This is a genomic window from Acerihabitans arboris (assembly GCF_010131535.1).
Classification (GTDB): domain Bacteria; phylum Pseudomonadota; class Gammaproteobacteria; order Enterobacterales; family Enterobacteriaceae; genus Acerihabitans; species Acerihabitans arboris.
Window position 1 is genome coordinate 221,213 of the sequence record NZ_WUBS01000003.1, and the last position, 12,250, is coordinate 233,462.

Genomic DNA, 12,250 nt, shown 5'->3' on the forward strand with positions numbered 1-12,250 from the left:
TAGCCCGCGGCCGGCGCTATTGCGACAAATTAAGCAGAGTACGGATATTGAGCGCGCTGGTGGCAATGATATCAATCGCCCCGGTGCGCAGGGCGCCCAGGATGGCCAATGATTTATTATTTTCCGACGCAATGGCGATGACACAGGGAATTTTACGCAGTTCATCAATACTCAGCCCGATAACCCGATCGCTCATCACGGTATCCACATGCTGCCCCTGGGTATTGAAGAAATCGTAACCGGCTATATCGCCAATCACACCCTGGTTAAGGCTGGCGTCGATAATTTCATGCCGGGTGAACCAGCCCAGCTGCACCATATAGCTGTCCTCGTTCATATCTCCGATGCCCACCAGCGCCACGTCCGCCTTGCGCGCGCGATCCAGGGTTTCCTTAATGGTTCCGTTCTGCATAAACGCTTCCTTCAGCGCGCGATTTTCGACGTACGCCGGGGCATAAAGCGTTTCGCTGCTGCCGCCGAATTTCCTGGCGATCCGGCGACAGACATGATCGGCGTTTATCGCGTCGCCGGGGCGATGGGTACCACCGATGCCGCTGATAAATTTACAGTTTTTTTCCGGCACGCTGCCGATATGATCGGCGACCGCCGCCACGTTGCGCCCCTGCCCAACCGTTACCACCATGCCGTCTTTCAGGGACGTCGCCAGATAGTTGGACACCAGCGCGGCGACCTGGCGCCGCTGTTCTTCCGCATCTTTATAATCGAGCGCAATCAACGCGCGGCTGATGGGAAAACGCTCCATCATCTGCTGTTCCAGATGGGTGCTGAACACCGGATGGTAGCGCACGGTAATCTCGACGATCCCCTCTTCCTTCGCGCGTTTGAGCAAGCGTCCGACTTTGATGCGTGAAACACCGAACTTTTTGGCTATTTCTTCCTGCGTAATCTCATCTTGGTAATAGGCAACAGCAATTTCAGTCAGTAGTTCGATATCCTGGGACATTATTTGTTTTTCCATCCGATATAGGTTTCCCTACCGCGAGTTAGCTGTTTTTTTTGCTCCTTCCCTGGCAGGAGGAGAAAGGAAGGTCCCGACATCCTGATACGGTTGACCCGTTGAGGCGGTATTAATCGTTTTGGTATTATAGCCGATATGTGTTCCATAGCGTTATCCCCCCTCGCCCGGGTTTGCTCAAACCGCGGCAAAAACCCGTTCGATTATTGACGCATTTGCAACAGGCTGTCCGCATTTTCAGCAGTGACTTCGGTCCAGGGAATTTCGTACATCTTCGCCTGGCCGTCCTGCCAATCCAGCTGTCCGGTATATTGAGCCCAAATTGGCGACATCGGTTGATACTCGTTACCTTTCACCTTGCGCAGCGCCACATCGATAGCGCCCTGCATTTGCGCGCGGCCGTCCTGCAAAATGGACATCATTTCACCCGCTTTGACCAAACGCAGCGCGTCGGATACGCCGTCCACGCCGGCAATGGCAAAATCTTTTACATTCAGGCCCTGCCCTTTGATGGCTTCGATGGCTCCCAAGGCCATTTCATCGTTCTGGCCGATCACGCCGTTGATTTTACCACGGTGTTTTTGCAACCAGTTTTCCATCAGCGGGATGGCTTCCGCGCGGGACCAGTTGGCGGTCTTTCTTTCCAATACGGTGACCTTGCCCGGGCCGCACTCCTTAATGGCCCGGTCGTTGCCCTGGCCGCGCTGGATTTGGCCGGAAATGCCTATCGGGCCTTCAAGAACGACCACATTGCCCTGACAGTTCATTTTGTTCAATACCGCTTTAGCCTCAAGATAACCGCCTTTGACGTCATCGGAAACCACTTCGCTGGTCGCCCGATCGGTATTGAGACGCGAATTGGAGACGATAACCGGGATGCCGGCCTTGTTCGCCATGGTTACGACATCCACATTGGCCTCAAAGTCCGCCGGATCGATAATAATAGCGTCATAATGCGTGGCGATCGCCGTTTCCGCCTGGTTGTTCTGGACCAGCGGATCGTAACGGCCGTCAAACAAGGTCAACGTAGCCAGTCCTTGCTTGACCGCCGGATGTTCCCTGCCCGCTTTCTCCATCAGCTGGACAAATTCCGCCTTCATGCCGTACATCAGCACGGCGATTTTAACCGGGGCGGCCTGAACGGCGGCCGAGAACGCGAGGGCCAGCGTAACCGCGAGCAGCCGCGGTTTCATTATTTTTTTCATGTTAACTCCTCAGTAGGGTAGTCTTTTATGGTCAGGATAAAATGCCGGGGGTATTTTCCCGCGTTTAGTCACGTTGTTGTTTGCGGGACGGATCAAGCATTACCGCAAACACGATCAGGGCGCCTTTGATAATTTGCTGGTAATAAGATTGCACCCCGAGTAAATCCAGCCCGTTATTCATGACGCCGATGATCAGCACGCCGAACAGGGTGCCCCGCAGGGTGCCAATCCCCCCCGCCATACTGGTCCCGCCGATGACCACGGCGGCAATGGCGTCCAGTTCATAGGATGCGCCCGCGCCGGTCTGGGCCGAACCGGTGCGCGCCGTCAGGATCAAACCCGCGAACGCCGATAAAACGCCGCACAGGGTATACACGATGACCTTGATGCGCAGCACGTTGATGCCGGAAGTGCGCGCGCTTTTCTCATTACCGCCGACCGCATAGACATAGCGGCCGAAAGTCATTTTATTCAGGGCAAACCACGCCAGGGCGAACAGCAGCGCAAAGACAACCACCGGCATCGGAATGCCGAACACATAACCATTACCCAGCCAGCGGAAATTATCCCGCAGCTGTGAAACCGGATTGCCGTCGGTGGTCAGGAGCGTCAGCCCGCGCGCGGCTGAGAGCATGCCCATGGTGACAATAAAGGGCTGCAGACGATATTTACCCAGGATATAACCGTTCAGGAAACCACAGATAAGGCCGATGCCCAGTGCTATGGCGACCGGCATCAGCAGCGGCCACTCCGTGCCGCCAATGGCCATGGCGCTGCCTGAAGTGGCGAAACGCGCCGCCACGATACCGGCCAGGCCAAGCACCGAGCCTACCGAGAGGTCGACGCCGGCGGTAATAATGACGAACGTCATGCCGATAGCTAAAATGCCGTTAATGGATATCTGGCGCAGCACAATCAACATGTTATCTTGTGAGAGAAAGTAATTTTCATTCCAGCTGCCGCGGGCAACCGACCACTCGCCGGCCAGGGCGATAACCAAACACAATGCGATAAAAGCCAAAATAATACCGTATTGGTGCAACGCCTGTTTAAACCTACTGGCATGAGCCAGTGAAAATATTGAGGACAAATTTCCACTCATTTTTTTCTCGCAGATAAAATTCAGAATATAACCTCAGGCCCGGCTTATACCGCCAGCGACATTACCCCCGCCTGAGTCGCCTCATCCCGAGAGAGCTCACCAACGATCTTGCCTTTATTGAAAATTATTATCCTGTCGCTCATGCCGATAATTTCCGACAGTTCGGAAGACACCATGACAATGCCTTTACCCTTGAGCGCAAATTCCGACATAAAACGGTAGATTTCTTTTTTTGCGCCGACATCAATGCCGCGGGTGGGTTCATCCAACAACAACACCTGCGGATCCAGCAGCGCCCAGCGCCCTAATACCACCTTTTGCTGGTTGCCGCCGCTTAAATTCATCACCAGCTGCCGACAGCCCGAGGTCCTGATATTAAAAGCGCGTATCATATCCCTGGCCCGGCACAGCAATTTGCTTTCGTTAACAACCAGCATGCGGCTTATCGACGCGAGTGATGAGATAGTGATATTTTCGGCAACCGTACTGCTTAACACCAGGCCGGTTTCCTTGCGATCTTCGGTAACATAAGCAATGCCCGCGCGAATCGATTTTTCCGGGCTATGCCTCAGAAGAACTTTATCTCCAATATAAATGCTGCCGCTGTCGGCATGTTCAATGCCAAAAACCAAATCAAGGAACTCGCTGCGCCCCGACCCGACCAAACCATAGATGCCTAATATTTCCCCGCGTTTTAACTCCAGGCTGATATTATTTACTTTCTTTTTCCAGCATAAATTCGATACGTTGAAAATAGTCTCGTTGGTTGGCTGGTTAAATTTGGCGAATTCACCGTCAATTTCCCCACCGATAATCTGCTCAATTAATTGCTCGCGGGTAATATCCTTAATGAAACCTTCACTGATATAGCTTCCATCGCGGAAAACGGTGTAACTGTCGGCAATCTGAAATATTTCAGACAGCCGGTGAGAAACATAAATAATGCCTTTCCCCAAGGACGCCAATCGGTTAATGGCCTGAAACAGCTTTTGCGCATCTTGCTCGCCCAACGCCGAGGTCGGTTCATCTAAAATAATAATATCGGCAAAGGTATGCGAAAGCGCTTTGGCGATTTCCACCAGCTGCTGTTCGGCGACGCTGAGACTTCGCATCTTGGCTTTCGCTGCAATGGCAAAACCCAGCTCGCGCAACAACCTGTCCGCCCGTTGATTCAATTTATTAAAATCAACCATGCCGTAGCGTCTCGGCTCGGATCCTAAATAGATATTCTCCGCCACGGACAAATCCCGTACTCCGCTGAGCTCTTGCTGCACGATGGTGATCCCGGCGACCAGCGCCTGTCTGGGGGAATCAAACTCGCAACGCACCCCATTGACGAAGATATCGCCCTTATCGGGACGGATGAACCCCATCAGTAAACCGAGAAATGTTGATTTACCCGCGCCATTACTGCCGCAAAGGGCGTGGATGGACCCTTTTCTCAAGCAAAATTCCGCATTTTTCAATGCAATAACGTCACCGAAAGATTTTTTCAGTCCAGTCACCTCCAATAGATAGGCGGGTTCTTTGGCTACTACTGCCTCTTGCTGCATACCCTTCTCCATATGAACATCAATTAAACAAATGAACACTAGCGTTAGTGCAACATATCGTCTACATAATTCCATTAAATTCGTTACACACGTCAAATAACGGCAAAAGAAAAGATAAAACAGCGCGATCTGCGCATCATTTTTACTATTACGGCACTTTTTAGATCGAAAAATGCCCACGAACGGATGTAACATAAGTTCTTAAATTAATCATTTGATCAACAAGAGGTATGAGATGTCGTCAATTGCAATCGGTGGTGATGATGCGGCGGTGGAACTCAAGCGCGTCGTAAGCGAGTTTTTGCAGCAGCAGGGGTATGACGTGGTCGACTATAGCCGCTCGCCAGGCGATGGCGGCAACGCCTATCCGGATATCGCCTTTTTGGTCGCGCAGGCCATCAAGGCGGATAAGCATGACCGGGGCATCCTGATCTGCGGTACCGGCATCGGCATGAGCATCGTGGCCAATAAAGTGCCGGGCATTCGTGCGGCGTTGTGCCATGACACCTATTCGGCACAACGCGCCCGTAAAAGCAACAATGCGCAGATCATTACCCTGGGCGCGCGCGTTCTGGGGCCGGAGCTGGCCAAAACCATTATCGGCGCATGGCTGGCCGCGGAATTTGAAGGCGGCCGCTCGGCGCCCAAGGTCGCTAAAATTACCCATTACGAGCAAACCGCGCTGAAAGAATAAATCTGCTGTCAGGTGATGACCTGAATATCGACTGAAACCTGTCCGTTTCAGCGTTTTAACCTTACCTGAATACCCGGCACCAGGAGATACCAATGAAATTTATATTTGAAAATGAATCTTTTTCCTTCGAAACCTTGCGTACCGCCGGCTTCGCGAACCATGGCGGCGCCGATCTGGGCGAAGTGATCATGACGGCAAACGCTATTGCCGAAGGGGACGAGACGGCGTGGCTGGCACAAACAGCCGTCCGCCGTTGATGCGCAATGCGCCGATATCCATGGTATTCGCCGTTGCGGCCAATATTTTACCGGTCATATTTTTGGGTCCTTATCGGGTCCGGGCGGCGGGCGGCCCGCCCCAACCGGAGCATCATAGTCAGGCAGGCGTCTCGGCCTCATCCAGTCCGCAGATGCGAAACACGGCGGACACCACATGGGCGGTGGCGCGTTCGCGCTCAGGCTGGTCCATCGGCGCGCCGCCCATGACCGCGGCTATTTGCGCATCGAAGTCGGCATAGGTTTGCGTCATGGCCCAAATGGAAAAAAACAGATGGGTGCTGTCGAGCCTGCGCAGTTTGCCTTGGGTTATCCAGCCGTCGATAACCGCCGCCTTGCTTTCCACCAACTGGCGCAGGGTGGTGGCGAGCAGCGGCAGGGCCAGCGGCGCGCCGGCGAGGATTTCGCTGGCAAACAGCTTGGACGCCGCGGGCCGGGCGAAGGTAAACGCCATTTTCGCCCGCACATAACGTTCGATTACGGCGCGCGGACAGGCGGCGGGATGGAAATAATCCAGCGGAGACAACCAGTCGCCCAGGATGCGGTCCAGCACGGTCAGGTACAGCCTGTGCTTATTGCCGAAATAGTAATGGATATTCGGCTTGGGCAACCGCGCCTCATCGGCAATCATCGCCATGGTGGCGCCCCTGAAGCCGTAGCGCGCAAAAATACGCTCCGCCGCCAGCAGGATCGCCGCTTCATTATCCAGGCGGATACGTCCCTTGCCCGCGCTGTCCTCCACCCCGGCCAGCCGGGCGCGCGCCTCCCGCGCCTCGGGCGGCGTCGCGCCGGTAATCGGCCGGATGATCGATGACGGTATCATTATGCTGTTCCTTCGTTAACGGCCCGTCGTTCGCCAACACGGCGGGCCGGCTGATGCGGCCGCCAAGGCCGGCCGCTTATTTAATCCTGGCGGCCGCGTCCCAGATCACATGGGTCATGGCGCTGTCGCCAGGGTCTTTTTTGATTACCGGGGCGCCGCCGTCCTTAAGCAGGACGTCCACCGTGCGCCGGTAGGCCTCGGGCGTCAGGTAGCCGATACGCGCGGTATCGACATTGGCGATCAGCTTGGCGACGTTTTCCATCTGACGCTGCTGAACCTCCGCCGTGGCCGCGCCCGACATATCCTGATCCACCCCGATCTGCGCCGCTTCCGCGGGATTCTTCACCGCTTCCCGCCAGCCCGGGTAGGTGGCGTGCAGGAACCTGGCCATTTTGGCGACAAACGCCGGGTCCTTCAGTTTCGGTTCAAGCACGTACGGGCCGTCTTCCCGCGTCGAGACGCCCTGGTCCTCATACGGGAACGAGATCAGATCGTCTTTTTTCATGCCCGCGTCGATCAGGTTGAGGTTGTCGCGCGTCAGTTCGTCCAGGGCGCCGAACGGCTCGTCCATCCGCTGTTTTTTGACTGGGTGGTTAGGTTTTCATCAATGCCATGCCAATATCATGCCAATGACGAGATGTGGGCATGAAAGAAGTAATTGGGGCAGATTTACCGGCGGCCCTGCGCCAATCGCGATTATTTTGGTGCACCCTGGTGATAATGTCGCCTTGAAATAGCGCAGTACGCCTGCATAGCCTAATGTATTGGCCAGCACGCCAAAACGGTGCAACGGAGGCGCAAACGCACCGCCGGCGTGAACGCCTTAACGGGGATGGCGGATGGCGCAGGCTTTCGTTAAAATTAATTAATTGATATCAAAAGACATTTCACAAGAATTGTTTTTCAGGCACGTATATTGCTTAATTCTTTGCATTGCTCGGCGCCCCGTACACCCCTCTGTAGCGGAAGGCAGGACGTCATAACACCTAAATCTGGCAAAGATGCCCTATCAACCGTAACGGTTGATGGGGCTTTTTTTTTACCCAAGGAGCGCGTGAGAATGATCAAAGAACCTGTTTCCGTCGCGGCAATTCAGTTTGAACCCACCCAATTTCGTAAAGAAGACAACATCCTCAGGCTGCTGGCCCTGGCCGGGGAAGCTGCGTCCAACGGCGCGCGCCTGATCGTCATGCCCGAGATGGGCACCACCGGCTATTGCTGGATGGATCGGGAAGAGGTGGCCGGCTACGTCGAGACGGTGCCCGGCGCCACCACCGATCGCTTCGGCCTGCTGGCGGCGCGCTATCAATGCTACCTGGTGGTCGGTTTGCCTGAAGTGGACGCGCGCAGCGGCCTGTATTACAACAGCGCGGTACTGATAGGCCCCGACGGCGTGATCGGCAAACACCGCAAAACCCATCCGTATATTTCGGAGCCCAAATGGGCGGCGAACGGCGATTTGGGACATCAGGTCTTCCCTACCCCGCTTGGCAATATCGCGCTGCTGATTTGCATGGACATCCATTTTATCGAAACCGCCCGCCTGGCCGGCTTACAGGACGCGGACGTCATTTGCCATATCAGCAACTGGCTGGCCGAGCGCACTCCCGCGCCTTACTGGATTAATCGCGCCTATGAAAACGACTGCTATCTGATTGAAAGCAATCGCTGGGGACGGGAACGCGGCGTCCAGTTCAGCGGCGGCAGCTGCATTATCGAGCCCAACGGCCATATCCAGTCCTGGCGCGACACCGGCGACGGCATCGTCTCCGGTCTCCTGCATCCCGGCGCCCAAGGGCGCGGCCTGCTGGCGGAGCGCCGGCCCGAGCTGTACAAGGAATTGATGACCAATACCTTTATGTGGAATCCGCTGGATTTCTTCGGCCTGTACGCCGCCAGGCCCCTGCCGGAGGGCAAACGCTCGCATATCGCCGTCGGGCAATTCGAACCCGACGATGATATCAACGTCAATCTCAGCCGCATCGGACAATTGGCCGCCAGGGCAAAGGCGCAGGGCGCGGAGCTGCTGACGCTGCCCGAGCTTTGCCTTACCGGCAAATACCGCGCCCCCGCCAGCGCCATTACCCTGCGGCACGCCTCCGTCGGCGCCCTGATGGATCTGTGCGCCCGACTGCGGCTTTATTTGGTGGCGGGCATGGTGGAAGACGACGGCGACGGCAACCGCTATAACTCGGCATTGTTGATCGGTCCGGACGGCCTGCCGGGCGTGTATCGCAAAATCCATTTAACCGCGGAAGACAAGACCTGGGCCACGCGCGGCAGCGCCTGGAAAACCTTTGATATTCCCTGCGGGCGCATCGGCCTGCTGATCGGCCATGACCTCGATTTCCCCGAGGCGGGACGGATCCTGGCAATGCGCGGCTGCGATATTATCGCCTGCCCGGCGGCGCTGGATCTGCCGGGGCCGATAGATCATCCCGGCACCAGCGTGCCCCACGATTACCCCATTGCCACCGGGGCGTCCCGCCACCACTGGCTGTTAACCCGGGTGCGGGCCGGGGAAAACAATGTCTACCTGAGTTATGCCAATGCCAATCTTTCGGGGCTGAGCGGTATTTTCGGGCCGGATACCTTTGCCTGGCCCAGGCGCGAGGCGCTGGTCACCGAGGCTCGGGGCCTGGCCGTGCTGGAAATCGATACCAGCAACCTGGACTCGGCCTATCCTACCAATGTGGTGCGCCGAAAAGATCTGGTCGCCATGCGCCAGCCCCATTATTACCAGCCGCTGATCCAGGTTGCCGGCGGCGAATGAGGTAACACGAGGTGAATATGTTTTCAGCAGATAATAGCCTGACGCCGGGCGGGAGCCGATCCAAGGCCATCATTCCGGTGGGCGTGCTCTATTCGGTATCCGGTCATTATGGCGGCATCGGGCGGGAAATGCTTAACGGCATTATGCTGGCCATCGAGGAAGTCAATGCCAGTAAAAGCTTTAACTTTACCCTGGCGCCGGTCATCTACGATCCCGGCTGCAACCTGGATAACTATTATCGCCATTGCCACGACCTGCTATACCAGCACGGGGTAAAACATATCGTCGGCTGTTATACCTCCGCCTCGCGCAAGCTGATTTTACCGCTGGTCGAGGGCGCCGACGCCCTGCTTTGGCATAGCGCACGCTACGAGGGTTTTGAAAGCAGCAACAACGTCATGTACCTGGGCGCCGCGCCTAACCAGCACGTGCTGCCGATGCTCGACTACGTCATCAATCACTATCCGGCCGAGATATACCATGTCGGCTCTGACTATATTTGGTCGGAAGAGATCGATCGCATCATCCGCGACGCGCTGGACGCCCGGGGCGGCACCCTGGTCCAAAGCCAGTTCCTGGCGCTCGGCGACACCGGGGTGGAACAGGTCATCCTGGATATTATCCGCCGCCGCCCCCCGGTGGTCATGGTCACGCTGGTCGGCATTTCGGCATACCGTTTTTACCGCGTCTGGAAAACCATGGAGCAAGAGCATGAATTCCTGCGTTCATCTTCCATCGTGCGGCTCAGCCTGACGCTGTGCGAATCGGAGGTGGCGATGGTGGGCGCGGACGCGCTGGAGGGATACCTGGTCTCCGCCGTGTATTTCCAAAGTATCGACAACGCGCAGAACCGGCAGTTTATCCAGCGCTATCGCAGCCGCTTCGGCGAAAACGCCACCACCACGGTGGACGCCGAGGCCGCCTGGATGTGCGGACACTTTTTAGCCAAGGGAATTAACCGGTGCGGCAGCGACGAGACGTCGGCGGTGCGGGAGGCGGTGTACGCCGAAAGCCTGTCGGCGCCCAACGGCATCACCCGCATCAACCGGGAAAATAACCATGCCAGCCTGACGCCGCGCCTGGCGCGGCTCGGCAAGGACGGGCGCTTTCATCTCCTTTGGCAGTCCCCCGCCCCGGTAATCCCAGACCCCTGGTTAACCTGGTCCGATTTTTCGTTATAGCGAGCAGCGCGAGGTGTTAAGTGCAAGAGGCTAAAAAACGACTGATGGTGCGAGGGTTGAAAATTGCGCTGTTCGGCTGTGCGCCTCGTGACGAAAAGAACCTGCTGCTGCAGTTTCAGCGTCTCGGCATCCAGGGCGACAGCTTTGCGGATTTCCATGATGACGTGTTCCGCGATCGTTATGACAGCGTGATTTTTGATTCCGACAATAGCGTCCTGATCAAACAAATCAGCCAGGGCACGTGGCCGTCATTGCCTAAAATCGCCCTGATGGGACTGGAGACCCCGTCCCGCTTGTCCTGGGTCATCGATCAGGAGGTGGACGGCTGGCTGCGCAAGCCGGTAAAGACCGACGGCATTTTATCCACCATCATCCTGGCCCGGCATCACTTTGAACGCCATCAGGCGCATCTGGACGCGCTCAGGCAACAGGACATTCGCATCCGTTCGCGCCGTTTCCTGTTGTCGGCGCAAATATTATTGATCCAGGAATTCAACTATAGCGAGCAGCAATCCTATGAATTATTGCGCCGTCTGGCAACCGAACAACAGCAAACGGTGGAGGAATTCTGCATCGTTTTTTTATCGCGCCAACGGGAATGGTTATGCCTGCTGAAATCGCGCCATATGCAATAATAGAGGTATTACGCTGCCCTCCCGGCATAGCTCAGCCGGCGGCCGATCGAGGCAGTGCGCACCATTTTGGTGACCGGCCTGCCCTTAAACGGCACAAGGAAACGGCACGATCGGGACAAGCGGCGATACCGATAATAAAGGTAAAATTTAATAGTCTGTTTTATAACAGTAAAAATACAAGTCACACATTGGCATCCATATTGCTTAACAAGATTATCATGTGAATTTTATTTTCCCGACGTCCAGGTCCGTTGATATTCATTATTGGTAGTGTCATAGAGTAAACATAACGCCGGCAAAGATGCCCCCGCGGCTCGCAAGAGTTGCAGGGGCTTTTTTTTTGCGCGGTATTTCCCGCGACCCACGCGCGCAACCAGCCGCGAAGGGTCGCGAAAACACAGTAAGAGGAAAGACAATGAGCGATATTCTGGAGCCAACCGCGCCACCCAATATTCCGACGTTGCGGATTAAAGCCATTCAGTCCTTATTAATTGAAAAAGGCTATCTCAAGGCTGAAGCGGTGGATGAAATCATCGATATCTTTGAACATCGCTTCGGTCCGAAGAACGGCGCCAGGGTGGTGGCCAAAGCCTGGAGCGATCCGGCCTACAGGCAACGATTGCTGGATGATGCCACCGCGGCCATTGCCGAACTGGGTTTTACCGGGCTGGAAGGCGCCCACATGTTCGTGGCCGAAAATACCGCGACGGTCCACAACATGGTGGTGTGCACGCTGTGCTCCTGCTATCCATGGCCGACCCTGGGCCTGCCGCCCACCTGGTACAAAGCGCCGCAGTATCGCTCGCGGGCGGTCATGGAGCCGCGCGCGGTGCTGGAGGAGTTTAACGTGCGGCTGCCGGACAGCGTTGAAATCCGGGTGTGGGACAGCAACGCCGAGATCCGCTATATGGTCCTGCCGCTGCGTCCGGCCGGCAGCGAAGGCATGGGCGAGGACGAACTGGCCGCCCTGGTCAGCCGCGACTCGATGATCGGCACCGCCGTGCTGCCCCCCGTAAGCCAGGCCTGATAACCC

Annotated in this window: 12 protein-coding genes; 6 read left to right on the top strand and 6 right to left on the bottom strand. The window is 56.1% G+C overall.

Annotated features, from left to right (window positions below; translation table 11 throughout):
- Positions 1 to 16 precede the first annotated feature (16 nt).
- The 4 genes from GRH90_RS05345 to GRH90_RS05360 all read right to left on the bottom strand — a co-directional run bounded on the left by GRH90_RS05345 (position 17) and on the right by GRH90_RS05360 (position 4,836).
- Positions 17 to 979: a sugar-binding transcriptional regulator gene (locus GRH90_RS05345; RefSeq protein WP_162364872.1), complete on the bottom strand. Its 963-nt coding sequence runs from the start codon at positions 977 to 979 to the stop codon at positions 17 to 19.
- Between the two features lie 200 nt (positions 980 to 1,179).
- A complete protein-coding gene (locus GRH90_RS05350; protein WP_162364874.1) occupies positions 1,180 to 2,181 on the bottom strand; it encodes a substrate-binding domain-containing protein in 1,002 nt (333 codons plus the stop codon).
- A 64-nt stretch (positions 2,182 to 2,245) separates the two neighbouring features.
- A complete protein-coding gene (locus GRH90_RS05355; protein WP_162364876.1) occupies positions 2,246 to 3,283 on the bottom strand; it encodes an ABC transporter permease in 1,038 nt (345 codons plus the stop codon).
- Between the two features lie 44 nt (positions 3,284 to 3,327).
- Positions 3,328 to 4,836 carry a sugar ABC transporter ATP-binding protein gene (locus GRH90_RS05360; RefSeq protein ID WP_162365062.1) on the bottom strand — a complete coding sequence of 503 codons (1,509 nt, stop codon included), beginning with the start codon at positions 4,834 to 4,836 and terminating at the stop codon, positions 3,328 to 3,330.
- 235 nt (positions 4,837 to 5,071) lie between these two features.
- On the opposite strand from GRH90_RS05360, the gene rpiB reads away from it, so the two are divergent.
- Entirely contained in the window at positions 5,072 to 5,530 is a 459-nt protein-coding gene (gene rpiB / locus GRH90_RS05365) for a ribose 5-phosphate isomerase B (RefSeq protein WP_162364878.1), read from the top strand.
- 92 nt (positions 5,531 to 5,622) lie between these two features.
- On the top strand, positions 5,623 to 5,787 hold the full coding sequence (locus GRH90_RS05370; RefSeq protein WP_178113012.1) for a hypothetical protein: 165 nt from the start codon (positions 5,623 to 5,625) through the stop codon (positions 5,785 to 5,787).
- Between the two features lie 118 nt (positions 5,788 to 5,905).
- Here GRH90_RS05370 and GRH90_RS05375 read toward each other — a convergent pair whose 3' ends face one another.
- Both GRH90_RS05375 and GRH90_RS05380 read right to left on the bottom strand, forming a co-directional pair.
- Positions 5,906 to 6,628 carry a TetR family transcriptional regulator C-terminal domain-containing protein gene (locus GRH90_RS05375; RefSeq protein ID WP_162364880.1) on the bottom strand — a complete coding sequence of 241 codons (723 nt, stop codon included), beginning with the start codon at positions 6,626 to 6,628 and terminating at the stop codon, positions 5,906 to 5,908.
- Positions 6,629 to 6,704: 76 nt separating this feature from the next.
- Entirely contained in the window at positions 6,705 to 7,199 is a 495-nt protein-coding gene (locus GRH90_RS05380) for a substrate-binding domain-containing protein (RefSeq protein WP_246235886.1), read from the bottom strand.
- A gap of 489 nt (positions 7,200 to 7,688) precedes the next feature.
- Here GRH90_RS05380 and GRH90_RS05385 point away from each other — a divergent pair, with 489 nt between their 5' ends.
- The 4 genes from GRH90_RS05385 to nthA all read left to right on the top strand — a co-directional run bounded on the left by GRH90_RS05385 (position 7,689) and on the right by nthA (position 12,244).
- Positions 7,689 to 9,401 (top strand): nitrilase-related carbon-nitrogen hydrolase, encoded by a 1,713-nt coding sequence (locus GRH90_RS05385; RefSeq protein ID WP_178113019.1) that lies wholly within the window; start codon positions 7,689 to 7,691, stop codon positions 9,399 to 9,401.
- A 17-nt stretch (positions 9,402 to 9,418) separates the two neighbouring features.
- Complete coding sequence (locus tag GRH90_RS05390; RefSeq protein ID WP_162364881.1) at positions 9,419 to 10,582, top strand: transporter substrate-binding domain-containing protein; 1,164 nt, start codon at positions 9,419 to 9,421, stop codon at positions 10,580 to 10,582.
- A gap of 20 nt (positions 10,583 to 10,602) precedes the next feature.
- Positions 10,603 to 11,217 carry an ANTAR domain-containing response regulator gene (locus GRH90_RS05395; RefSeq protein WP_162364883.1) on the top strand — a complete coding sequence of 205 codons (615 nt, stop codon included), beginning with the start codon at positions 10,603 to 10,605 and terminating at the stop codon, positions 11,215 to 11,217.
- Positions 11,218 to 11,632: 415 nt separating this feature from the next.
- The gene (gene nthA, locus GRH90_RS05400; RefSeq protein WP_178113020.1) at positions 11,633 to 12,244 is read left to right on the top strand and encodes a nitrile hydratase subunit alpha; all 612 of its coding nucleotides are present in this window, start codon (positions 11,633 to 11,635) and stop codon (positions 12,242 to 12,244) included.
- Positions 12,245 to 12,250 lie beyond the last annotated feature (6 nt).